General features: G+C 40.7%; 17 protein-coding genes. 12 read left to right on the top strand and 5 right to left on the bottom strand.

All coding sequences use genetic code 11. The features are described 5' to 3' along the window. Nucleotides 1–157 precede the first annotated feature (157 nt). A complete protein-coding gene (locus tag RH061_RS12715; protein ID WP_311070650.1) occupies nucleotides 158–1840 on the bottom strand; it encodes a glycosyl hydrolase family 28-related protein in 1683 nt (560 codons plus the stop codon). 171 nt (nucleotides 1841–2011) lie between these two features. On the opposite strand from RH061_RS12715, the gene RH061_RS12710 reads away from it, so the two are divergent. The 5 genes from RH061_RS12710 to ppc all read left to right on the top strand — a co-directional run bounded on the left by RH061_RS12710 (nucleotide 2012) and on the right by ppc (nucleotide 17614). After that, nucleotides 2012–3067 carry an FUSC family protein gene (locus tag RH061_RS12710; protein WP_311070649.1) on the top strand — a complete coding sequence of 352 codons (1056 nt, stop codon included), beginning with the start codon at nucleotides 2012–2014 and terminating at the stop codon, nucleotides 3065–3067. A 372-nt stretch (nucleotides 3068–3439) separates the two neighbouring features. Next, the gene (locus RH061_RS12705) at nucleotides 3440–4405 is read left to right on the top strand and encodes a DMT family transporter (RefSeq protein WP_311070647.1); all 966 of its coding nucleotides are present in this window, start codon (nucleotides 3440–3442) and stop codon (nucleotides 4403–4405) included. A 61-nt stretch (nucleotides 4406–4466) separates the two neighbouring features. Then, on the top strand, nucleotides 4467–5315 hold the full coding sequence (locus RH061_RS12700) for a GNAT family N-acetyltransferase (RefSeq protein ID WP_311070645.1): 849 nt from the start codon (nucleotides 4467–4469) through the stop codon (nucleotides 5313–5315). A gap of 195 nt (nucleotides 5316–5510) precedes the next feature. Beyond that, the gene (locus RH061_RS12695) at nucleotides 5511–14591 is read left to right on the top strand and encodes a carboxypeptidase regulatory-like domain-containing protein (RefSeq protein ID WP_311070643.1); all 9081 of its coding nucleotides are present in this window, start codon (nucleotides 5511–5513) and stop codon (nucleotides 14589–14591) included. 260 nt (nucleotides 14592–14851) lie between these two features. After that, nucleotides 14852–17614: a phosphoenolpyruvate carboxylase gene (gene ppc / locus RH061_RS12690; RefSeq protein ID WP_311070642.1), complete on the top strand. Its 2763-nt coding sequence runs from the start codon at nucleotides 14852–14854 to the stop codon at nucleotides 17612–17614. 96 nt (nucleotides 17615–17710) lie between these two features. Here ppc and RH061_RS12685 read toward each other — a convergent pair whose 3' ends face one another. Next, entirely contained in the window at nucleotides 17711–18172 is a 462-nt protein-coding gene (locus tag RH061_RS12685; protein WP_311070640.1) for a hypothetical protein, read from the bottom strand. 112 nt (nucleotides 18173–18284) lie between these two features. Here RH061_RS12685 and RH061_RS12680 point away from each other — a divergent pair, with 112 nt between their 5' ends. From RH061_RS12680 to RH061_RS12670, 3 genes are all read left to right on the top strand, one after another. After that, nucleotides 18285–18572: a hypothetical protein gene (locus RH061_RS12680; protein WP_311070638.1), complete on the top strand. Its 288-nt coding sequence runs from the start codon at nucleotides 18285–18287 to the stop codon at nucleotides 18570–18572. 53 nt (nucleotides 18573–18625) lie between these two features. Beyond that, nucleotides 18626–19231: a CBO0543 family protein gene (locus tag RH061_RS12675; RefSeq protein WP_311070637.1), complete on the top strand. Its 606-nt coding sequence runs from the start codon at nucleotides 18626–18628 to the stop codon at nucleotides 19229–19231. 71 nt (nucleotides 19232–19302) lie between these two features. Beyond that, complete coding sequence (locus RH061_RS12670; RefSeq protein WP_311070635.1) at nucleotides 19303–19626, top strand: MGMT family protein; 324 nt, start codon at nucleotides 19303–19305, stop codon at nucleotides 19624–19626. Between the two features lie 72 nt (nucleotides 19627–19698). On the opposite strand, the gene RH061_RS12665 is transcribed toward RH061_RS12670, so the two are convergent. Next, a complete protein-coding gene (locus tag RH061_RS12665; RefSeq protein ID WP_311070633.1) occupies nucleotides 19699–20709 on the bottom strand; it encodes a DUF3231 family protein in 1011 nt (336 codons plus the stop codon). 183 nt (nucleotides 20710–20892) lie between these two features. Here RH061_RS12665 and RH061_RS12660 point away from each other — a divergent pair, with 183 nt between their 5' ends. From RH061_RS12660 to RH061_RS12645, 4 genes are all read left to right on the top strand, one after another. Then, on the top strand, nucleotides 20893–21576 hold the full coding sequence (locus tag RH061_RS12660; RefSeq protein ID WP_311070631.1) for a Na-translocating system protein MpsC family protein: 684 nt from the start codon (nucleotides 20893–20895) through the stop codon (nucleotides 21574–21576). Nucleotides 21577–22205: 629 nt separating this feature from the next. Beyond that, nucleotides 22206–22601, top strand: coding sequence for a flavoprotein (locus RH061_RS12655; RefSeq protein WP_311070630.1), 396 nt, complete (start codon nucleotides 22206–22208; stop codon nucleotides 22599–22601). 89 nt (nucleotides 22602–22690) lie between these two features. Beyond that, entirely contained in the window at nucleotides 22691–23059 is a 369-nt protein-coding gene (locus RH061_RS12650; RefSeq protein ID WP_311070628.1) for a YbaN family protein, read from the top strand. Nucleotides 23060–23228: 169 nt separating this feature from the next. Then, a complete protein-coding gene (locus tag RH061_RS12645; RefSeq protein ID WP_311070627.1) occupies nucleotides 23229–23834 on the top strand; it encodes an alpha/beta hydrolase in 606 nt (201 codons plus the stop codon). Nucleotides 23835–23911: 77 nt separating this feature from the next. Here RH061_RS12645 and RH061_RS12640 read toward each other — a convergent pair whose 3' ends face one another. Next, nucleotides 23912–24277: a cyclic-phosphate processing receiver domain-containing protein gene (locus RH061_RS12640; protein WP_311070625.1), complete on the bottom strand. Its 366-nt coding sequence runs from the start codon at nucleotides 24275–24277 to the stop codon at nucleotides 23912–23914. 219 nt (nucleotides 24278–24496) lie between these two features. Next, nucleotides 24497–25813 (bottom strand): FAD-dependent oxidoreductase, encoded by a 1317-nt coding sequence (locus RH061_RS12635; RefSeq protein WP_311070624.1) that lies wholly within the window; start codon nucleotides 25811–25813, stop codon nucleotides 24497–24499. Nucleotides 25814–25900 lie beyond the last annotated feature (87 nt).

Here is a 25900-nt window from a genome sequence, read left to right as displayed (position 1 = left end):
TGATGCAGAAATAGGCGGAGGAATTACGGTTAACTGCCAAAAAAAAGACCAAATCAAACGTTTTTGATTAAATAACCGGAAAAACGACTCTTATTCTTAAGGAAATAAGAGCCGTTTTCAGTTTAAGAGGAATTTTTCCGTTTAATAGAACTTTATATTAAACAGTTGTCTGATTTTCTGTAGAGTGCTTTAACAGCACCTGTTTGAACCCATTTGAATCAATGTCATTCAAAAAGGCTTTATTTTCTGCAAGTTCTACTACAGCCTGTCCGTTTACAGCTTCTGCATACACCTTCTCAATTGCAGCCTTTTCGACTCCTTTCCCTATATGAATAGCTTTAGGTGCCGAGTGTCTTGAAATCATGTTCCTGATTTTAATATGGTCAGCATGATTGCTGCCGCCAAATACTTTGATATCTGATTCCGCACTTGTAAACCCGCTTATTTTCACGTTTTTGAGTATGACATTTCTGGAACGATACTGCAGCGCGATTGCTGGTTCACCGCCATAGTCATAAGAAGGGTCACCAATCACAGTAAAATGGTTCACCGCTACATTTTTATAAGCTGATACGACCATCGCCCTGGGAGAAGAATTTGCATACAAATCGGTATGAACCGGTTTATAAGAGATGATGTTGGCCGCCAGAATGTTGATGGCTGTTTTGGATTCAGGATCGTTCTCCTTGTGGTGCCCTATATGCCTGAAATTATATGATCGATTGTCATTGACAGATAGATGGCCAATGATGACAACATTGCTGGCTGCTGAAGAGTTATGATGCGCCTTGATCTCGACTCCGCCAAAGCATCTTGCTGATGAATTGTTCAATAGCCAAACATTTCGAGATCCATCGTCTATTTCAATGCCATTTGAATTTGAAAAACCCTCTTTATGTGTTTTGCCGCTTGGATCACACATATGGCAATTTGAAATGAAAATATTATCGCTATGGTGAGTGGTAATGCCGTCATCCCCGAACCCGTGTCCGTTCAGATTGTCGAGCCAGATAAACTCGCTGCCGCCCCGGGCCCGATAACCATCACCATAATAATTATACAGAGGAGAAGAGATATCAAAGCAGTGCAGGCCTGGGTTAATAGCTTCAACATCCTTTACCCAGCCATACTTTACATTGGCGTAAAGCAGGCAGCTGGAATGATTTCCCCAGGTACTGGTCTTTTCGACACTTCCCAAACGTTCGACATTCCAATCCAATGTCATTCCTTTTACATATACATTCCTGTTTCCAGTGCGATGGTGTTTGTTTGTCATGAGTCTCCTGCTTTTAGGGGCGGAATCATGTAGCTTGATGATTGTTTTTCCTTTTCCTGCACCAAGCAGATAGGTAAAGGATGGCAGTCTGATCTCTTTTACCAGAAAAACTCCCTCAGGAATATGAACTTTCACGCGACCTTTGCCAAGGGCCATTTTAAAAGCATCTGTGCAATCAGTTTTTCCATCCCCAAGTGCGCCAAAATCCTCTATATGGACCTCGCGATTAATTTCTTTTAGTAAATTTTTGTATTCTTCATTCAAGACTTCAAGCCATTGAGGAAAAACATTGCCGTTTTTATCAACAACAGTGTCGAATTTTTTTGCATGGTCAAATGCTGATTTTGTCTGTATGATCCTTCGGAAACCTGCGCTTAGATTGCTGAAGAATGAAGAAATGCTTGTATTATTTTTTACACTTAAAGGTTTGTAATCTTCACTTGCTTCCTTAAATAATTCATTTGTCTCCTGAACTAATTCAAATATATTAAGACTCTCTCCTGTTAAACGGGAAATCCATTCAGCATTTTTTGCTGGATCATGTTTTCTATCGATAGTTACCATGTAGTTCCCACCTTTATAAAAAAGCTGCTTGCATATTATTTCCCGCTATAGGGAAGGATAATCTATTCGTGATTTAAAAATACTTTAAATCAAAAGTAATAATAGGTTTTATCCCTTTTAAGTAGGATATGTTAGAATAAAACCGTTTCCAATAGAGAGTGAGGGGTTTAAATGATTACCTTAGGTCCCAGGGTAATAAAAACTGGGTTGGCCGTAGCACTGGCATTATACATAACAAACTGGATTGGATTGGAGCCAGCCGTTTTTGCGGCTATTGCCGCTACATTTACAATCCAGCCTTCAATATACCGTTCGTGGAAACAAGTATTAGAGCAGTTTCAGGCGAATACTCTCGGCGCAATTGTCGCGATTGCATCGATATTTTTATTCGGGAATAACCCGATTGTGATCGGGCTTGTAACAGTAATAGTCATCATCATAAGCTTGAAGCTTAAAATGGAAAGTTCGTTATCCTTAACGCTGATTACGGTTTTGATCATGATGAGCTCGCAAGAATTTAATGGAGTCGTTGCAGCGGCAAACAAATTTATCATCGTCCTTGTTGGGATGGGTTCAGCATTCCTTGTTAATCTAGTGATCTCGCCGCCAAATTTCAATAAAAATTTCATCGAAAAAATGGACAGTACTTTTAGAAACATGTCATTGCTGATTAGAACAGCCATATCGAACGAGCTGACTGAAAAGACATTTCAGGACCAATGGAGTCAGCTTAGAAAAGATATCGCCAAGCTTGAAGAGCTCTATAAAATACTAGATGAAGAAAGAATGAAAATATCAAAGGTGAAACCCTTTGATATCAGAGAACTGGTATTGTTCAAGCAAATGCTTGCCTGTCTTCAACAGGGCTTAAGATTGCTGGATATCGTAGAAGATCATTTTTTTCAAAGCCGTCCTGAACAGCAGGAGACAAATGAATTTGATGATCAATTCGAAGAACTGATCCAATATCATGAAATGATCCTTCTTAAATATTCAGGGAAAATCAAAGAACTAGAATCGGAAGAATTCCTCACGAATAGCGGGCTATTTCTGGAATCAATCATAGTGGACACCTCAATCGAACGCAATGATCGATTGCGTCTCACCATTATCGGGTCAGCAATGTATGACTACGCTTTTCAGCTTCATCGACTCAACGAGTTGATTAGTCAATATCAAAACAGAAAGACTGACACAGATAAAGCATTGAAAAAACTTTTTTATTAGGGAAATGCCGCCATTCATTTGAGTCCAATAAAAAACATATGCGTGAGGACAAGAGAGCGATCCATGATTTCATTGCCGGCACATATGTAACTTATGAAAAACCCAATGAAATACAATATGAACAATAAAATGAGTATTTAACCGACACCTGGCCTGCCAGGTGTTTCTTTTATACTATCAGACTTCACGAACTTTAGAATCAATAAAAATCCATCCTTTATCTCTCCGAATTTGTGGAAAAACTTGGTGATTCCTAAACTGTTATTATGGTATATTAATGCTTAATAACTTGTTATATTGACCTTTGTATTTGCTTTCTGATTGTGTAGCATCCATTATGCAGGTTTTCCTGTTTTTAAGGGGGAGAAGTGATTGCGACCGATTTTATTAGGTATTTTTGCAGCCTTCTTTTTTGCATTCACCTTTGTTTTAAATCAATCGATGGAGTTATCTGGGGGAAGCTGGATATGGAGCGCCTCCCTTAGATACATATTCATGGTTCCTTTTCTAATGGCCATTGTGGCAGCAAGGAGAAACTTAAAGCCGGTAATTCAGAGTATCAAACAAAATCCTTTTCCTTGGTTTCTTTGGAGCTTTGTTGGCTTTGTCTTGTTTTATGCACCACTTACATATGCTGCTGCCTTTTCACCAGGTTGGCTGATTGCAGGGACATGGCAAATCACAATCATATCCGGCGCTTTGCTCAGTCCCTTGTTTTATGAAAGGAGAATGACAATTGAGGGTTTAGTAACGGTGAGGGCTAAAATACCCTTCAAGGGACTTGGGATGTCAGTGATTATTTTAGCAGGAATCTTGCTAATGCAATTAGAACATGCAAGACATTTACCGTTTAAAATGGTTTTACTCGGGGTCATCCCAGTTTTGATCGCATCTTTCGCTTATCCTCTGGGAAATAGAAAAATGATGGAAGTTACAAACGGAGATCTTGACGCATATCAACGTGTCCTTGGAATGACTCTTGCCAGTCTGCCTTTTTGGGTGCTCTTAGCTTTATACGGACTTTTGACAGTGGGCCCTCCTACAATGAACCAAAGCTTCCAGTCCCTTTTAGTAGCCATCACATCTGGAGTGATAGCGACTGTTTTATTCTTCAAGGCTACAGACTTAGTGAGAGGAAATATGCAGAAGCTCGCTGCTGTTGAAGCAACTCAGGCAATGGAGGTTCTGTTTGCCTTGGCAGGCGAATTTTTTATCCTGTCACTGCCTCTGCCAAACTCGTTATCCTGGATCGGAATCATCCTCGTCATGCTTGGTATGGCACTTCACAGCCTTTCAACCATCAGAAAAAAAGAAGGGCAAATAAAAATCAGTGCGTAGAATGACCCTATCAGGATTGTAAATCATCACAAACTATATAAAATTGTTAAGGAGGGTTGGAATGGAGTTAAATGAAGTTAAACTTACGGAGCAAATGGCAAAAGTTTTTAGCATAGCAGAACAGGAATGCAAACAGCGCGAAAGCCGATGCTTAATGCCTGAGCATCTTTTCCTTGGATGCTTGGATGGTGGTTCATACCCAATAAAAGAGGCAATACAAAAGAGCGGCCTGGACATCGATTCTTTGAAGAACTCATGTAATCACTTTCATGAAAACCTTTCTCTCGTAATCTGCGAACCTATTAAAACTCCATTTTGTCAATCAACGAAACTAGTTATTGATCAAGCAATAAGCTACATGAGAAACTACAATCAAATTTTTCTAAACGCAGGTCATGTCCTGAAGGCTTTGATTAAATCCGGACATACTGATAGAGTTTTGACTCCGGAACAGCAAAACACATTTCTAAGTCTGGCGACAGTATCCCGGGATATGTATCTGGATTTATCAGGTTACTGTCCACAGAAGCAGCTTTACAAGAATATTAGAATGGTCAGGAATGAAGATGTTGAGAGGCTGAACCTGTTCATAAAAGAAGAGTTTGGGGCGCGATGGACTGAGACGATCAAACAGGCGGTTGAGCGTCATCTTCCATCCATTTATATCGCTGAAGATCAATCAGGGGATATAATTGGCTTTGCAGCTTTTGACACACATCAACCGGGTTATTTTGGCCCTATGGGTGTCACGAAATACAAAAGAGCTAGAAGTATTGGAGAGTCATTGCTGCATGTTTGCCTGGAAGGAATGTTAAGAAAGGGTTATAAAGAAATTATCATCCATCAAGCTGGACCAATCGAATTTTATGAAAAAGCGTGTAACGCGAAAGTCATTCCTTTAAATGAATAAGAGCTACTTCAGAGACCATACTCATGGTCTTTTTTTCATGCCATTCCTCTGATACTAATTTCCTATATATTACAAATATAGTAATACTTTGTATTCATTTTTGTTTGAATAGTGTAAATATTCAATAAATTAAAAGGTTTTTACAAAATTATGCAGTATTTCTTCGGTAATCAAATGAGCAGGGGGTGCAGGGAATTGCGAAATAAAAAGAAGGTTACAGTAAGAAAACTGTCGGCAGTAATGTTAGCGTTCCTGATGGTGTTTTCATCATTTACTAGCCAGCCGTCTTTTGCAGCCGAACAGAAACCTAAGAGTTTTTCAGAGGAAGAACTCGTGCTGGAGAAACAGCGTGAGCAAGCTTCTGAAAAAGCAGAAGATCAAGGAACTCCATCAGCAGAGATAAACGAACTGGCAAATCTGCTGGACGGACTGGGAATCTACCCACCGCCTTTGAAAGACGATGATCCAGCAGTAGAAAAGGAAAAAGATGCAGCTCTTTCTGAAGCATTTAAAAAGGACCAAGAAATCGATGTCATCATCAGGATGAAAGACCAGGCAGACCTCAACAAGATCTATCCTCAAGTGAAAACCAAGAAAAACCGCGCTGAAAAGATCAAAACAATCCAAGACCACCTCAAAGATAAAGCGACCAATTCACAAAAAGGAATCAAACAGGCACTGGATGTTTTAGAAACAAAGGGGAAAGTCAAGCAGAAGGATTCTCTCTGGATTATCAATGGAATCACCGCCACTATCACAAAAGAAGGTTTTGAAGAACTTGAGAAACGTGACGATGTAGCTGAAATCTCGCTCGATCAAACACTCAGCCTTCCTGAAGTGACGGTGGAAGATAATCCACCGCGTCTTCCTCAATGGGGACTAGAGAAAATTTATGCTCCAAAGGTATGGGGTCAATACGGATTAAAAGGTGAAGGTATCGTGGTGGGGATCATGGATTCCGGTGTAGACGGAAATCATGAAGCTCTTAAACAAAACTACCGCGGCCGGGATGGCAATCATCAATATTCGTGGATTGATGTATCAGGCCAGGGCTATGAGACACCGAATGACGGTCATGGCCATGGTACCCACGTAGCCGGCACAGCAGTCGGAGGCGGCAGCGGGGAACCGATTGGAGTAGCACCTGAAGCAGAATGGATTGCTGCAAAAATTTTCAACGATGGGGGTTCTACGACTCTATCTGCCATTCATCAAGCTTTTCAATGGTTCATGGCTCCAGGTGGTGACCCATCAAAGGCTCCTCATGTAGTCAATAACTCATGGGGGAATTCCAATACTTATAACCTTGAATTCTATGAAGATGTTAAGGCTTGGGTGTCAGCAGGAATCTTTCCATCTTTTGCAGCAGGGAATGATGGCCCTGGATCACAGACAATCGGCTCACCTGGCAGCTTCCCCGAATCGTTTGCAGTTGGCGCAACTGATATGTATGACCAGGCAGCATCTTTTTCCAGCCGTGGCCCGGTCTTTTGGAAGGATGAAAACGGTGATGAGCAGCGGATCATAAAACCTGATATTTCTGCACCCGGCCACAAAATTTATTCAGCCTGGCCGGCTAAAAGGAATGAAGGGAAATACAACACAATCAGTGGTACATCAATGGCAACTCCACATGTCACTGGAGCAGTAGCTTTATTATTGCAGGCTAATCCAAACCTGACAATTGACCACATAAAAGAAACACTGAAGAAGACTTCCAGAGTGGAACCGCAAATGGGTACTCTGCCCAACGATTCCTATGGAACGGGAATAATGAATATTTACCAGGCTATCACCGAAACCGCTTTTGCCGGTGAGCTCACTGGCAAGCTGACAAATAAGGATGGTGAGCCGATTGAAGGGAAATTTGAAATAAAAGAAGAGGCTATTTCCTATACCATTGGGAAGGGCGGGGAATTCAATTACAAAATCAGGGAAGGAAGCCATAAAATCCAGGTTACATCATTTGGCTATCAGGATTACGAAACAGTTATCGACCTTAAAAAAGGCGAAACTTTATCTGTAAATTGGGTATTGGAGAATGCCCAAACATTTAGTGTAACTGGAAAAGTAACGGACAGCACAGAGGAACCTGTACCGTATGCTTTCATAAGAGTCAAAGGCGCACCGCTGCCAATATATCGGACAGATGCAAACGGAACATTTGAACTGAAGAATTTGCCTGCCGGTCAGTATGTCCTTCAGGTATCTGGCGAAGGCATAGATGGATTGGCAAAAGAATTGGATGTTAATGCGGATACTTCCATTGAATTTAAGGTGAAAAGTAACTCTGCCACTTTAAATAAAGAATGGTCAATGGCGAACGGCAACAATCAACGAAATGCTGTTTCTCCAAATGCAATTGACCTGGCTGCCTTAGAGGAAAGCTGGGAGTACGATACTGCAGGTAAAGGGAAGATTCTATTTTCCACCCCTACTGCAGCTGATAACAAAGTAGTCCTTGTTACGGACAGCGGGTACGTTGTAGCACTTGATGCGATTTCAGGCAAGGAGCAATGGTCTGTAAGAATTGGAAGCAATAACAGGTCATCGCCGACAATTGATGGTGATACTGTCTATCTTTCAGGAGGAGAAGACGGGAAGATTTACGCATTGGACCTTAAATCCGGAAGCGTTATTTGGACGACGGTTGTTGGAGCAATGGCAATCTATGAATCTCCATTACTTGTTGATGGAACATTATTTGTTTCATCTGATCTTTCAGAAGATGCAAAGATTACAGCGCTAAATGCAGAAAATGGAGAAAAGAAATGGAGTGTCGATCTTGGCGCGCCTACCTATTTCGGTCCTAGTGCCGGAGATGGGATGTTATTTATCGGAAGCTATGATAATCAAAAGTTAAGAGCGCTCAGGATAGAAGACGGAACAGAAGTGTGGAACAAAACACTAACAAATGAAGGTATTGCTTCAAAGCCGGTATTTGTTGACGGCACACTATATGTTGCAGGCACTAATTTTAACACTGAAGGCGGGACACTTTATGCCCTGGATAGCAGGACAGGCGTAGAGAAATGGAAGGCAGGCGGTATTGGTGATACTCAAGCTGGCTCACCAATCGTCTATGAAAATATTGTCGTTATTGGTTCAGCTGTTCAGCCAGTATTGCGGGCGTTCGACGCCAATAATGGCAAGGAGATTTGGAACAACCGCTCCGTGGGCACTACCTTGAACAGTGGTTCTGTTTCTGCAAATGGACTATTATTTTTTGCAGGAACTAGCGGAAATCTTTCTGTCATTGATGTGTACACCGGTGAGAGATTGAAAGATTTCGTTCTCCCGGTTTATAGTACATCGGGTATCCCTATTCTTTCAGGACAGGTTATTGTACCTTTCCAGACAGGTGTGAAGAGCTATAGCTCACCTGGCTCTGTAAAAGGAATAATGAAAGATAGCGAAGGCAATGCAATAGAGGGTACTGTCACGGTGGTAGAGACAGGGGAAACTGTCAGCACAGATAAAGAGGGAGCATTTTTGCTTAAGCATGCCCCAGGTGACTATACAATCAGAATTTCTGCTTATGGTAAAAAGCAAATCACTGAAAATGTGAAGCTTTCTTCAGGTTATCAATTCAAGAAAAATTATCAAATGGAAGAAGCTGATTACGGTTCTTTATCCATCCTTGTAAAAGACAAGCGTACTGGAAAGCCGGTAGAGGGAGTGACTGTCAGCCTCAATCAGTCACCTATTGAGGGGCAGACGGACAGTAAAGGAGTATTTTCCAGGGAAGAAGTATATGAAGGAACCTATTTGGCACAGTTTGCATTAAAGGGTTATAAAAGCGGGAGCATGGATATCGTTATTGAACCTGGCAATGATACAGAACTAACTTTCGAATTGCAGCCAATTGATATTGCTGTCCTAAATGACTATAAGAGTGAAATCACAACCCTGTTGAATGTTAATGGATTTATCGCTGAAGAACGCGGCTGGGATGTTGTCGAGGACATAAGCCGCTATAAATTGCTTTACCTGAATGGCGGTTATGGTTCGGAAGGGATCAAGCCAACTGAAGAGCAGTTCAAAGTTCTGGTAGATAATGCAAAAGCTAATCATGTCAGCATTATCTTCACAGATCAGTGGGGCGCGAACTATGGATCCATCCATCACTTGAAAGACTTTTTCCAGGATCCTAAAGAACTTGGTCATGACTATGATGGTGGTGAAGTAAGAATTCAGGTTGAAGCAGAACATCCGATCTTCAAGGACTATGAAATTGGGGACAGAATAAATGTTTTAGAGAATAATGCAGATTTTGCCTGGTTCAATCAGTATTCCGGAAGGACAATCGGTAAAATCGGCAACACAGATCAAGGATTTGTCGGATCGGGTATTGCCTATAACGCAGTATCTGAGGACAGTGCCCATTTATTGTTGTCAAGCCATGCGACTGTTCCTTGGGAAAGTTCAAAGGCCTGGCTTCGCGGCCAGCAGCAAATCCTTTTTAACAGTATTGAATATCTGTACAACGCTGAATTCGGAAAAATCACAGGTTCAGTAACCAATGCAGCCGGGGAACCTGTCGTGGCAAACATCGAAGTGCTAGAAACAGGAGTTAAAGTGAAGACTGACGCCGACGGAAACTTCACACTTTTCCATGATGAAGGCACATTCAAACTTGAAGTAAGATCGAAAGGACTGGGTTCCAGAGCAGAAACAGTTACTATAGCAAAGGAGACACCTGCAACAGTCCAAATCACTTTGGGTGAGTCAGAAAAAGGGCTGCTATCAGGTACAGTAACGGATTCCATATCAGGAATGGAGCTCGGGGGGGTCGATATTGCAGTTGAAAACTCAGCAGGCGAGACGATTGCTGAAGTTCAAACCTCTGCCAATGGAAGATATGAAGTTTCTGGGTTAGAGGAAGAAGTATATGAACTTGAATTCAGTAGAGAGGGATACATCACACAAACTCAAAGTGTGGATGTTGCACGTCTTTCAGGTGAGTTTGACATTCAGTTGCACACTATGCCATCAGTAGGTGTAGTAGGTGATTACTATTCTTCCGATAAAAACTTTAAAGCCCTCTTTAGGGAAATCGGAGTAAATGTTATAGATGTAGCACCGGCAGAATTAGTTCAGAGAATGCAAGAGTTTGATGTCATATTTTTCAATGACCCTAGCTCAGCAGCCATAACTGATGAAATGATGGAAGCTGCTGATAAAGCACAAACCAGCCTGATCTATGGTGATGCGGTCTGGGGTGGCGGCATTAAACAGCTGGTGAATTACAGAAAGGATCCGAAAGAGCTTAAGACAATAAGGAAGACAACTGAAGCTGCGCAGTACAAGATAATCGAGGAACATCCAATATTTGATGGAGCAAAGGCTGGTGAGGTGGTTGAAATCCTCACTCCAGCAGCCAGTTATGTTGGTTACTTCAAGGATTACAGCGGCTATCCTCTTGCGGAAATCAAGCATGAAGGATCGGACACCGCTCACGGCCTTGGGGTTGCTTATAAACCGAGATCTGCCGGCAGTGTTGAATTGCTGTTGAGCGGCCACGGATTTGCTTATTACCATGGTGCCAAGGACTATACTGAGGAGGGAAAACAGCTTCTCATTAATTCTGTGTTATGGGCAGCAAATGTAAAATACCCAGTAATCAGCGGGACGATTGTTGATGAAGAAGGCAATCCATTAAAAGCAGACATCAAGGTGAAGGGACAGCCGTTCCAAACTCAGTCAAGCAGTGAGGATGGCAGTTTTTCAATCGCGACGCTAGCAGGAGAATACGAGATTGAAATCAGTTCCTATGGCTATGCCAATAAAACGATGAAAGTAACAGCAGAAATGGACGGTGAGCCAAAGGAGATTCCAATGTCAGTAGCAGAAAATGTTGCCTCCATTACAGGCAGTGTGGAAGATTCCAAGGATGGAAATGCAATTGAGGGTGCGAAGGTTACACTGTTAGGTGCACCAAAAGAGGCAGAAACAAATGTGCAGGGCCTTTACAATCTTACAAAAGTGGAACCAGGGGACTATACAGCGAGGGTAGAAAAGGAAGGCTATGTACGCCAGGACATTGAGGTGAAAATCACAGACGGCCAAGAGGCAACCTTGAATGTGAAATTAAAGCCTTCACCAACGGTAGGAATCATCGTGGACCTGACAGCTTCAGGAACTACTTATAAGCAATATTTGGAGGAAAGAGGCTATAAGGTCATTTCCCTGGATTATAAAGATACTGATAAATTGGATGAAGTGGATGTTGTTTTCGCGAATTCTGATTATGCCAGGAATCTTGAACCGTCAAAAGAAGAGTTTTTAGCATTCCAGAAAGCTTTGGATGAAAACAGGAAATCAGTCATCTGGACAGGCCAGGCTGGAGGACGCGGTTCAATTAGATATTTGCAGGAATTTAATAATGATCCTAAAACTATTTTCGAACATAACAACAAACCAGGAGCACAGGGATCTGTAATGGGTGACCATCCTCTTACTGCAGGTTTTAAGAAAGGAGACATCATCGAAATACCTGGAAAGTCAGGTTATTACTATGGCTTTGACGGCTATTCGGGTAAAACCATCGTCGATTTCTCCCATACAGGAACAGGTGAGAAGGGAAGCATGATCGCCTACAAAGGCAGGACAGCCGATTCAGTGGAGATTCTTTTAGCAAATATGACTATCAGCCATGTATTCAAGCCGAATGAATCTTTCGATCCGGCAAGAGAACAGCTGTTGAATAACGCGCTGAACTGGGCACTAGATGAGAAAGAGGCTCTGGTCGGTGAACTTCATGGCGTGGTCCAAAATGTCAACGGGCCTGTCCAGGGCACTGTTACAGTAACTGAAACAGGCAAAACCTATGAAGCAGATGAAAAAGGGAAGTTCTTTGCTGCATTAGAGGAAGGGACATATACCTTGACTGTTGACGCTTTTGGACATGCTTCAAAAGAATTCACAGTTTCAATTGAAAACGGCGAAGCATTAAATGAAAACTTCGACCTAGAGCCTGTCGATTCCGGTATCCTGTCAGGAAAAATTATCGATGCTTCTACAAAAGATGCAATAGAGGGTGCAAGACTGGAAGTGATTGGCACACCAGTAGCTGTCACAACAAGTCTAGATGGAAGTTATCAGGCGACCCTTCCTGCAGGCCAATATGAAGTCAGGGTGATTGCGGGCGGATATAAGCCGATTTACCAGGCTGTAGAAATTACCACAGGCCAGAAGACAGACTTGAATGTCTCGCTTGTTGTTTCGGAAAAAATTGCCCTACTAGCGAACCCTTATCAACAGGACAAAATCATGCCATTCCTTGAAAACAATGGTTATGACGTTGATCTCCATCCATATAAGGAATTTGAAAATTTGATAGAGAACATCTCAAACTATAAATTGATCATTGTCAATGATTTGTACATGGAGGACGACAGATTTAAGGCATTGGTGGAAAAAGCTAATGAAAATGAAGTTAGTATTATATTCACTTCATTGTTCGGTGGATCAATAGGAGATTTGAGTGATGTATATGGGGATCCTGAAGAGTTCGAATATAGTTTTGTCGATAAGGAACTGAATCTTCGGGTCGATGAAAACCACCCAATCCTTAAGGGATTCAATAAAGGTGAAGAAATCCCATTGCTTCTCAATCCAAAAGGCAGCGTACAATATTCAGTGTTTGATAACTATAGCGGCACAACTCTTGGCAGCTTGACTAACCCAGTTAAAGGCGAACTTGGCAGCTCCATTGCCTATAAGTTCAGTTCATCCAATAGTGTCCATATTCTTCTATCTGCCCTGCAAATCAGCAACTATGGCCATCCGAATGACAGATGGACTGAAAATGCGAAAAAAATATATTTGAATGCAATCAACTATGCTTTGACTGCAAGCCAGGGTGAAATCAAAGGCTTTGTTAAGGATAGTCAAGGACAGGCGATTGCAAATGCCTTTGTCACCATTGAGGGTACAAACCAAAAAACAACTACCAACTCAGCTGGGCAATACAAATTTGGAATTGGTGTCGGTGATTATGAGGTCAAAGTCCGGGCAAGGGGCTTTGCTGAACAAACCAAAACGGCTAAAGTTGCAGAGCTAGGAAGCAGTGTCGATTTGAACTTTACACTGGAAGCAATCGAAGGATCAAACTTGCAGGGTGTGATTTCTGGAAAGAAAGAAAAAGAACTTGTGGCAGGTGCTTCATTGACGCTCGTTCCCAAGGACGAACCTGATTTTAAAATGGAAGGCTCCAGCAAGGAAAATGGTTCTTATGTTTTCCAGGATTTGCTCCCTGGCGAGTACACATTGAATGTATTGGCAGACGGATATCTCCAGGAATCTTTTGAGGTTGAGATCGGATCCGAGGATAAGGTATTCAACCTTGAACTGAATGCATTCGAGGCTGCAGTGTTAGGTGATGTCAGCGGTGCCCTTACATCTTTATTAAACGAGCAGGAGCTATTTGCTGAAGAAAAAGGCTGGGACATCCTCGGGAATGTCGGAAAGTATGATGTCATCCTGGTTAATACAAAAAAAGGAACAAAAGAGCAATTTGAACAGCTTATCAAAGAAAGTGATGAACAAAAGACTAGCCTTGTATTCACAGGAACTTGGGGTGTTGCAGAAGGTTCCATCCAAAGGCTAAATGAGGCAATTGGAAGTCCGGAAATGGATCAGCAGGGATATAATGAAGGTGCAATCTTTGTTCAAGCTGTCAATGGACATCCAATATTCAATGGACTCAACCTGGATGAAAATGGCCGTGTTAAGGTCCACAGTGCGAAAAGTCCGTATGCCACGTTTAAGGATTATACGGGCATTGCCATTTCGAGCCTTTCTGTTGACGGAAAGGAAAAAGGTGATTCAATTGGCTTTGAATTCAGGAGCAAGGAGCATATGCACTTGCTGATGTCTTCTTTTGCAGTTACAAATATCATTGGCCCTGACTATGGGTGGACTCAGGATGGGCGACAGCTATTCGTGAATGCCATCAAGTGGTCCAAGGATTCAGTTCAGGAAATGCCTGAAGCACCAGCCTGGGAATTGGAAGAATTGAAGGTGAAAGGTGAACCGGCAATAGTCAAAGGCTCAGCTGCACAGGGGACAACAGTGAACATTTATGAACAGCATGGGAATGAAGTGATCCTGATTGATTCGGCTAAAACCGGGCGAGACGGCACTTTCTCAGTGGAGTTGGATCTTGCTAATGGATCGCACACTTTGCTTGCAGAAGCTGAGAACTTCGCCGGTAAGACTAAAGCAGTGAAAACAATGAAAGTAATTGTAACAGGAAAACCAGAAAAAAGATAATGATAAAGCAAGCTAACAAAACGGATATGAGTTGATAAAGGCTTTCCTTTTTGGGAAGCCTTTTCTCTATAATGGATTGGATTGTGTAAAGAGGCGTTTAGGTAGAAATTTAAATAAAATGTACTTACACTACTTATTAGTTATTCGACTATGAATCACAGCTGAATCATTTATCAATATGCTTATTATTTCACATTCTATGTCCTTTTATGGTATATTAATATTTAAAATATTCTCACAAGTTTTAGGAAGGTGACAAAATGACATCAGGAATCGAAGTGAATGACAGCAGTTTGCCATTGCGCCGGGATGTGAAAATGCTTGGTAACATCCTTGGAGATATTCTAGTCTATCATGGCGGAGTGGAATTGTTTGAAAAAGTAGAAAAGATCCGTGCTATGTGCAAAACGCTTAGAAATGGAAATGACCGGGATACATATCCTGCTTTGAAACAGGAAATCGCTAGTTTGTCAGTTCCGATGAGGAAGAATATAATCAGAGCTTTTTCTGTATATTTTCATTTAATCAATGCAGCAGAACAAAATCACCGAATTCGCAGGCGTCGTGATTACTTGCTGGAGTCCGAGATCAGTACACAGCCAGGCTCTATTGAAGCAGCCATCCTTTCATTGAAAGACAATCATATATCCTCTGATATCATCCAAAATGTACTAAATACCATTTCATTGGAATTGATCATTACAGCCCATCCTACAGAAGCCACCAAGCGTTCAATCCTGGAGATCCAAAAAAGGATAGCAGATATCCTTAAAAGTCTGGACAATCCACTTTTATCCAAGAAAGAGCGTGAAAGGGTCGAGGAAAGCTTATTCAATGAGGTTTCCGTCCTGTGGCAAACGGATGAATTGAGAGATCGTAAACCAACCGTCATAGATGAAGTCAGGAATGGACTTTATTATTTTGACAAGACCTTATTTGATGTCCTGCCTGAAATCCATCAGGAAGTAGAAACTAGCCTAAAAGGCCATTATCCGGAACATGAATGGAAAGTGCCTCACTTCCTTCGATTTGGTTCATGGATCGGCGGTGACAGGGATGGCAATCCAAATGTAACTCCAGATATTACATGGGAGACATTGCAAAGGCAGAGACGTCTTGTGCTTAAGAAATATAAAGCTGTCTTGGTTGACTTGATGAAGCGTTTCAGTCATTCAACGACAAGAGCGGCTGTCAGTGAAGAGTTAATGGCATCTGTCATAAAAGATGAGGAAAAATATTTAACAGATGATCAGAAGTGGAATGTTGAAGGCGAGGCGTATCGCCGAAAATTTGCAGTCATCATTCAAAGGCTCAAGGAAGCAGGGAAATCAGAAATCGGCTATAAATCATCAGAGGAAATGCTTGAAGACCTTCTTATGATCAAAAGAAGCATCTATCAGCATCACCCTGTGCACCATGAGCTTAAAACCTTGCAGAAGTTGATCAGGCAAGTACAGTTGTTCGGATTCCATCTTGCAACTCTGGATATTCGCAATCACAGTGGTGAACATGAAGCGGCAATCGCTGAAATACTGAAAAAGGTCGGAATCACTCAGGATTATCCATCATTATCCGAGGATGAAAAGCAGGAATTACTGGTTAAAATTCTTGAGGATCCAAGGCCATTGCTTCTTCTTCATGAGGATTATTCAAATGAGACTCAGGAAATGCTTCAAGTTTTTCAGATGATCAAACGTGCGCACAAGGAGTTCGGGAAGCGATCGGTCTCTGTTTATCTAGTGAGTATGACACAATCTGCCAGTGATTTGCTGGAAGTTCTTGTCCTTGCTAAAGAGGCCGGTATTTACAGGCTCCATACTGATGGTACGTTTGAGACAGACCTGAATGTTGCTCCATTGCTAGAAACGATTGATGATTTAACGGCTGGACCAAAAATAATGGAAACGTTATTCAAGATGCCAGTTTACCGCAATCATTTGAAAAAGATGAAGGACCAGCAGGAAATCATGCTTGGGTATTCAGATGGAAGCAAGGATGGCGGAACGTTGACAGCCAACTGGAAGCTTTACAAAGCCCAGCTGGAAATCAATGAAATGGCGAAGAAGTATCAAATCGGGCTGAAGTTTTTCCATGGCAGGGGAGGTTCTTTGGGCCGTGGTGGCGGACCATTGAATAGAAGTTTGCTTTCCCAGCCTGTCGAGACACTTGGACAGGGAGTAAAAATAACCGAACAGGGTGAAGTTTTATCATCACGCTACCTATTGAAGGATATTGCCTATAGAAGCCTTGAACAGGCCACATCCACGATGATGAAGGCAGCAGCTAATGTCTTGAAGGAATCTGAGCAGGGCCATTTGCGTGACCAAAGATGGGTTGATGCAATTGAACAAATATCTGCTGTTTCCTTGAGGAAATATCAGTCACTTGTGTTTGAAGATCCTGATTTCATCACTTATTTCAACCAAGCAACACCATTAAAGGAACTGGCTGAGCTTAATATCGGTTCTCGTCCAATGAGCCGTAAAAACAGCAGTAAGTTTGAAAATCTGCGGGCTATTCCTTGGGTATTTGCGTGGACCCAGAGCAGACAGCTTTTCCCTGCATGGTATGCGGCAGGTTCTGGTTTACAGAGCTTTGCACAACAACGTCCTGAAAATCTGAAGGTCTTACAGGAAATGTATGCAGAATGGCCGTTCTTCAGGAGTACGATTGATAACCTGCAAATGGCACTAATGAAAGCAGATATCACTACTGCACAGGAATACACATCCCTTGTAGATGATAAAGAGATTGCTGATCGAATTTTTGGCAACATCTTAGAGGAATACGAAAGAACCAAGAATATTCTTCTGGAAATTACAGAAGATGAAGAACTTCTGGATCATACGCCAAATATCAAAGACTCAGTTCATAGACGAAATCCATATGTCGACCCTCTCAATTTCATTCAGGTTGAGCTGATCAAGGAGCTTCGTCAGGATGAAGATCCAGATGATGAATTGTTGACCCAGGTTTTATTAACAATTAGCGGTGTTGCTGCAGGATTAAGGAATACAGGTTGATGATAAAAGGAGGTCCCAAAAAGTGTTTTTCGGGACCTCTTTCTTTTTCTTCGATTGGAATGTTTGCCGGTCGGGTATATTTAAAGGTTGGAATTTTCATCCTGGCAGTTCCAATTGCCGCTGCAGGGTAATATGAGTTAAAATTTCATGGTTAAGTGATGAAGCCATTTTCATAGTAAGGTTGAGTATTTTACTGACGCCAACCATATGTCCATTTTTTATTGCAAGCCGATCACATTGGATTTCACTTTCAATGCTCATCTGCTGTTCTGGAACAGGGTATTCAATATGGCCGAGTTCGTGCCAGATAATCGCTTCCTTTATATCTTTGTCACTACAGAAAGCCATATAATCATATACAACAATGAACCAATCAAAATCATCTTCATAGGATTTATAAAATAAAGTCAGGACTCGAGAATCAATATCCCATATATCAAGCCATTTTTCACTTTTAAAACCAAATACCCTTAACACGGCCTCCTTATTTTCGATAATCGCTATTCTCCCGTAGACACGATACTTCTCCTGATCCAAGAGTTCACCAATGCATTTCAAAAAACTCCCCCTTTTTAAGAAGACCTGTTAATATTGTTAAATATATTAGTTATTACTAAACAACATGTGTAAAATAATTTGTAGGAATCTGATCAGAAGGGAGAAGCTGTGTATGCTTTGTTCACATAGATATTTGAAAGTGGATCGAAGGATTGAAGATAATGAACAAGTTTATGAAGAAAACGAACAAATGATACAAATGTTTCATGACAGGATTACCACAGCTTCTGACGTTTTTTATTTGCGTGATATCCTGGATATTACATTTAAGAAAATGTCAGGCATGACAGGGTTCCTTTATCTTCATACAACGAGAGGGGTTTATTCCTTCTTTACGAATGCAAAGCCGGATCAGCTCATTACGAAATATAAAGAAATAAAGCATCAAAAACTGACTTGATTTTACATATTAAGCAGCAAAAATCACACTCTATATACAAAGGGTGTGATTTTGTGCTTTTATCAACTTTGGGTGCAATTGGATACCAATTGAATGAACATTTGCTGATTTTAAGCTCCATCTCGCTTCAGGAACTATTAGATGCGGAAGCGAAATATCATAAGGTATTAAGGACGTACTGGTATGAGAATAACTTCCTGACCTACAAATGGTGGTTTTTGGTGGTTCTATCCATTGCCCCTGCAATTATCTGGTGGGTGCGAGTCGATAAAACGAGGCTAATTGAAAATACAGCGTTCGGTCTGTTTTATGGAGTAACAGCGATCTTCCTGGATTCTATCGGAAGCAACGCCATGGTATGGACATATCCGGTCAGGCTCACTCCATATCTAAATCCGCAGCTATATCCCTATGATGTGGGAGTTGTCATCATTCCTTTTATGTTCGTTTATCAAGCATTCAGCCAGTCATTCAAAAAGTTTTTTATTGCCACAGGTGTGTTGTCCCTTTTCCTGGCTTTTATAGCAGAACCATTCATGGTATACCTAGACATCTATAAAGAAATCACCTGGAAACATATTTATTCCTTTCCGATTTACTGGTTAATAGGGATCATGTGCTGGGTCATCATTAAAAAATTCAAATCATATTCAACTTAAACATGAAAATCCCTCGCCTAAGGCCAGGGATTTTTATGTTATATTAGGTTGGTAGAAAAGGGAGTGGAAATATGACGGACTTCACTATTAAAGTCATTGAAATCATACAGGGAATCCCAGCTGGAAAAGTAATGACATATGGCCAGATAGCAAAGAGTGCAGGAAGCCCAAGGGCGGCAAGGCAGGTTGTCCGGATCCTTCATTCAATGTCAGATAAATATCATCTTCCGTGGCATAGAGTGATCAATTCGAAAGGTGAAATCGGCCTGCGCGATGAAGAACTATTCAATACCCAGAAACTTATGCTGGAATCAGAAGGTATAAAATTCAGTACAGAAAGATCCTTGCCGCTTAAGGAGTATCTGTGGCACCATGAGGATATCGATACTTATTAATGAGGAAAGGGAATTAACTATATCAATTAATTCTCATTGTAAAAAACACCCATATGAAGTGCTTTTTTACAATTACTTTCTTTTAGTAAGTTTTTGCCTGTCAGTTGATAATGGCGGTTGCTCAAGCCATTCATTTGCAACCATGATATTGACTCCATCTTCAGAATATTTGAGGACCTCTGCATTCAATCGGGAATAGTCGATCACAAGATCACTTCTTTGACTCTCAGATATAGCAATCCCATAATTTCCGATTCCAGAATAAATCATTATGCTGAAATGGAACATCATTAATTTATCTGAAAAAACATATTCGGTCGATTCAGTTACTTCCTGTTGAATTCCAGCTGGCGCAGGAAGGGAGTTCTTTTCTAAATAATCCCTGAATACCTTTGCATGCTTGAGTGCTATTTCTTTTCCTCTTATGAAATAATTGCGCGCCTGCTTGGTATGGGCAACCTGGCTAAAGCCTGTCGATATAGCTGCACCTAATTGGTTCGTCTCAATATTGAAGTGAAGGTGGGTGACTTCGGTACCGGATAATGCTTCTCTGCGGCCTAATCCCTCAAGGAAAAAGGATTGTTTTTTGATAAACTCCACCTTATTGGGATAAGGAATGAATGGGGGACGTTTAGCCAGGCCTTTTTCTAATAAAAGCATGGTCACCTCTTTTTCAAGCTCGATTGAGGACGTCAATGCTTTAGAGTAAAAGCTCTTAACATCATTGCGATATATATTTGGCAGCATCCTGCTGTATCCGGCTAAACCGCCACTAGCCATGTTTTTTATGTATTGCAAGTAAAAGATATCCGAAAATAACCTTTTGGCTTTAAGGTTTACATCCTGGTCGGTAAATCCCTGTGGAACAGCTATTTCCTCTTGGACGAATATTCCTTTAATGATTTCCACATGCTGAGTTGATAAATCAAGGGAATGGTCTAAAAGTTCCTTAATATCAGGATCATCTATGTGCTGAAGATAATACTTTAATACACAGATGGACATCGAATCCGTTAAATATGTTGTCCAGAGATATGAAATTTCGGGTGCAGTCAGCTTGATCGATTCATGAGTACTCGCCATGGCAATTCCTCCTTCACTATAAAATAATATGCCTGAAGCCAGAATGAAATATAACGGCAAACCCACAAGAATCATACATAAATCTGCAATTTAGTCTTAAATTAAATACAGTGTATTGAGGGTTTTGGCACTCCTGCATAAGGGAATAGTAGTAGAGGAGTAAATTGCATTGCGAGGTATATTATGGAAGTATCATTGCTGGAAAAAGAAATAAGCGGATATATAGGACGGTTGTTAAGAGAGAATTTCGGGCGCGGTCCCGGTAACGTGTTTTGTACAATCTCGGGTCCTTTTGTATCCATCTACATTACCAACTTTTTATCCCCGATGGAGAATACTCTCCTTTCTAACCAACAAAGCGTCTATGTCCAAAAAACAAGAGACTTGATGATGGAAACGCTCGAAGAAGAAATAAAATCGTATATCGAATCAAATACAAAAGATAAAATAAAAGAATTTTACTATGACTGGAACCTAGACAAAAAATCAGGAATGTTCTTATTTATTTTTGAAAAAGATCAGCCTGACGATTCCCACTCATATGACAATAAAGAGCTTGTTGAAGAGGAAACAATTGAGCTAAGCATGGAGATTCAAAAGGCTCCTGAAAAAACTTATTCAAAGCTGCTTAACGAGCGGACGCTGATTGTTGTCCGCCACGGAATACTGATCAGCCTGGAAAAAGAATTCATTCATTTAGGCTTCCAAGAAACCTTGAAGATTGCAAAAAGAAAACTTGAAAAGAAAGTGATAAATAAACACCTAAGAGCTTATGAAACGTATTTAAACGCTAAGATTATTGATTACTTTGTTGACTGGAACTTCGACAAAGACAAGAGCTATACTTTATTTATATTGAAGCCATAAAAGAAAGTACCTCTTGATAAATCAATCACATGATGGTAATATACTCATTAGGGTAAAGGTTAAAACTCTTAACCTTGCTTAATTGAGAAAATATTTAACAAACAAATATATTAATTCTGATAGCAATGAATGGGCATAGAACCAAGTCATAAGTCAGAAAAGGATGAATGAAAAAATAGTCCTTTTCTGACTTTTTTTATTGTCAAATATTGGATTAATTAACTATAAAGGAATGATTATATATTATAATGAACATAAGCAAACACGATTTAGCTTCCTGTATTGATTCTTTTGTGTTGGAAAAACAACAATCTATATCGGAATCTCCTAGTACCATCAAGAAAAAAGAGCTCGAGTCGCATTTAGAGAAATTTGCAATTGAACAAGGAATTCCATACGAAAAACAATCGAAACCCACAAAAACCATTTATACTTTCTCTATTGAGGGCCAAGAGGCTCAAGTGGAATTTTTCTATAGATATAGCCATTATTACACTAGACATTCTATAACACTTAAATAATACGCTGTTCCTTCGGGAGCAGCTTTTTAGTTTTTTGCCAGTAAGGGTATTGAATTCAACGTGAGGTTATAGGATAATTTTGTCATTGTCGTGAAAAGGGGTGTGAAAATGGAAAATTCATTTAATCGTTTCCTGGAAAAATATCTTGATGCCTGGAATACTTCATCCCTGGATAAGCTTAAACCGTTGATTTCACCAGAATACCAGGCAAGGGAAATTACAGATGGGAAAATTTTTGATTTTGGCTATAATGAATCAATAAGTGGTTGGGAGCAAGGTTTCAATTTTGTAAAAAGCAACAAGGCAGAATGGGAATTAATTGAACTTAACAGGATCAAGATAAGGGAACACGAGGTAATGGCAATCATTATTGCTAAACTGACAGTTGACGGAAAAAACATGGAAACTTGTAATCTCTTTTTTCAGACATTTACTTATGACTTTGGATGGAAGCTAATCAGAAGTTACATAGAGGCTGGCATACCAAACAGCCAGTTTGAGTAAATCCATTTATATTTTGATTTCGGGAAAAACATTTCGTTAGCAACATGTTTGTGAAGAAATCGTAGAAAATAATTCTGGGGGAATATAAGGTGAACTTCGCAGTAAAAGCTTTGTTGATCATCATTGGGACACTTTCAATAACCCTGGGGGTGATTGGGATTGTTATTCCTCTCTTACCAACTACACCGCTGATCTTGCTGGGTGCAGTCTGTTATGTGAAGGCTTCAGATGAATTGTACCAAAAATTAATCAAGAACAAATGGTTAGGCGGGTATATAAAGGACTTCCGTGAGAAAAACGGAATCACACTTAAAAATAAGGTGCTTAGCCTTAGCTTAATGTGGATTTCGATTACGGGCACCATTTTGTTTTTAGACATAGAGTTTTGGCTTGCAGCCGTCCTCATTGTTGTTGCTGTCACGGTAAGCGCATATATTTTGTCTTTTGATACCATTTAAGATTGCAGCTACTGCGATTATATTTTGTATAGGAAAAACAAATTTGTTGGTTTCACGATTCTTCATCATGCGCTTCCTTGACAGAAAGGCCTTTAATTAATACAATTATCTTGAATTCGAGATATATACAAGGTGCTGAAGGTAACTTTGAAAAGTAAGGAGACTTGAAATGAAACATATTATTAAAAAAGGAACGGATTCATCTAAACCATCTTTATTGTTGCTGCATGGCACTGGGGGAAATGAAAACGATCTTCTTCCATTGGCGAATATGATTGACCCGGAAGCAACTGTATTAAGTGTTCGTGGGAATATCCTTGAAAATGGAATGCCTCGTTTTTTCAGACGGCTTGCTGAGGGTGTTTTCGATGAAAATGACTTAATTTTCCGTACTCAGGAACTTCATGATTTTTTGGATGAAGCTTCGGAAAAATATGACCTTGACAGGGGTAACATTGTTGCAGTTGGTTATTCAAATGGAGCCAATATCGCCGCTAGCTTACTTTTTCATTATAAGAATGCCCTTAAGGGAGCAATCCTCCACCATCCAATGGTTCCAAGAAGAGGCATTGAACTTCCTGAACTCTCAGGTACAGAGGTGTTCTTAGCTGCCGGGAAGAACGACCCGATTTGTCCAGCATCAGAGTCAGAGGAGTTGAAATCTCTATTGCTTAAAGCCAATGCTCATGTAGAAATGCATTGGGAGAACAGCGGGCATCAATTGACCCTAAGTGAGGTTGAAGCTGCACGAGAATGGTATGCACGCAGATTTTAAAAAAGGAAGAGCAATGTGTGAGAACATTGCTCTTCCTTTTTGCAATATCACACATTCAAAACTTGCTAATAGAATATTTATTTTTTATAAATGGACAACATTCGTGAAATAAAGGGATTCAGGGGCATGGGGCGCAAGTTAATATTTATCGACTGAGGCATAAGGTAGTCATGTTGGGCTTGTTTGAAACAATTATACATTGCTTTACCGCCCGCTGAGTTTGCCGAGTGGATTGTAATTCGATTGGCATACAATTGCTTTTGAATCATTATTTCTACAAGCATTAAGCCATTTCTCACATGGCTGGTTAGATCATGATCCAGTGAAAGATGGTCGATGTCGAAGTTTTTCAGCAGATAGAGGCATTCATCAATCGTTTCTGCCAAAACATAGCCCTCAGGTGGTTTGCGGTAGTCATCCAGGAAAACACTAATTTTCTCCATTTCTTCTCTCCTTCCGAAAAAAAGGGGTGACTAAGAAAAGTCGAATAGCCCTGGCGAATTTTGCTTATTCCCAAATGGTAACATACTTTTGGAGGTAAAAGGACAAAAAGGGATTGGGAAATACTTCAATTTTTAAAAACTTTCAGAATTATTGAAGACTCATTATAAAATAATGGCAAGGAGGGCCCCCGATTATCTGATAGTCGGGGGCAATTTAGTTTACTTAGAATCTTTAAACACTTTAGCTAGAATATAGGGGTTAGCAAGGGTGACTGGATGCTTTTTCAGATGCAGTACCTGGATGAACTGAGTGTATACATCTTCATTATAAGCGCTAGCTGCCACGACTTTCTTTACAAACCATTGCAAAATAGGCAGACCTATTGGTTTTCTTCCGCTGGTCGTTCGAAAACGAAAGTCTTCTGTTAAGGCAATCAGCCAAGGAATTTCAAGGATTTTCCCGACTTTTTCATAGTAGCTTTTTGTTAACCGTTTCTTGGTTGTCTGCATCATTAATAGCTCCTTCAAAGCCTTAGCTTCCATTGCAGCAAGGCTCATTCCCTGTGCGAAAACAGGATCAATCCGGCAAGCAGCATCACCTAACACGAGCAGGCCTGAAGGAAAATCCTTAAGCTTCTCAAAATGGTAACGGCGAAGGGCAGGGAAACGATAGACCTCTATATCCTCAGAGCAAGGTATTTCATTTTTTATCACTTTATAAAAATCAGGTTGTTTAAGTGTCTTTGCATACTGCATAAAACTGTCTAAATCATTAGGGATATTTTTCGTCCCATAGCCGATCAGGGTTACCAGCATTCGATTCCCTTCAATAGGGGAAATCGTTCCGCCGCGATCAATCTCCGGAGGATTAGGATAAGCGAGAAGACTATGCCAATCAATTGATCCAGGAGAGAATCCTTTATACACCATACTGGCATAAAATAAATTCACCTTAACTTCTGTTTTAGGAGGAACTCCAAATCCTAAGCCCCTCAGCCATTGGTTATGGAGAGCGGCAGCCCCTGATGCATCGATTATTAAGTCTGTTGATAGTTCCGTAATCAAGCCCTCTTCATCCTCAAAAACAACCCGTTTAACTTCATTTTTATCCATTAATATATTCTTCACTATGCAGCCGAATCGAAAATGAATATTCGATACCTTTTCCAGCCTTTTCTGTATCTGCTTCTCAAGTAATGGGCGGCTTTGCTGGCTAATGAACACGTTAGAATCAAAGCGGACCTTTTGGCTGCCGTGATGTGACCAAAGGAGATCTCCCGCAAAGTCAGATTTCCTCGCTCCTTTTTGGGATAATTCCTGAATGATTCCAGGGAAAAACTCCTCTAGGATCTCTTCACCACTTTTTAGCAGAACATGACCATGGACACTCTGCGGAACGCCTTTCCTGTTGGTGATAGAATCAGCATCTTTATCTTTTTCTATTATTATCACTTCATTGAAATACTCTGACAAGGCCCTTGCAGCAAGCTTGCCTGCAATGCTTCCGCCCGCCACTACTGCTCTATTTCTTTTCATTTTTCCCGATAACATCCTTTGCCCCAATTCCCCTCATGATAATAGTTATGTTGAAATATATAAGTTAAAATGTTTTATGAATGCCGA

The organism is Mesobacillus jeotgali (assembly GCF_031759225.1).
In the GTDB taxonomy this organism is placed as follows: Bacteria; Bacillota; Bacilli; order Bacillales; family Cytobacillaceae; genus Mesobacillus; species Mesobacillus jeotgali_B.
Note: the sequence above shows the minus strand (reverse complement) of the source record. Positions and strands in the feature narration are given on the sequence as shown.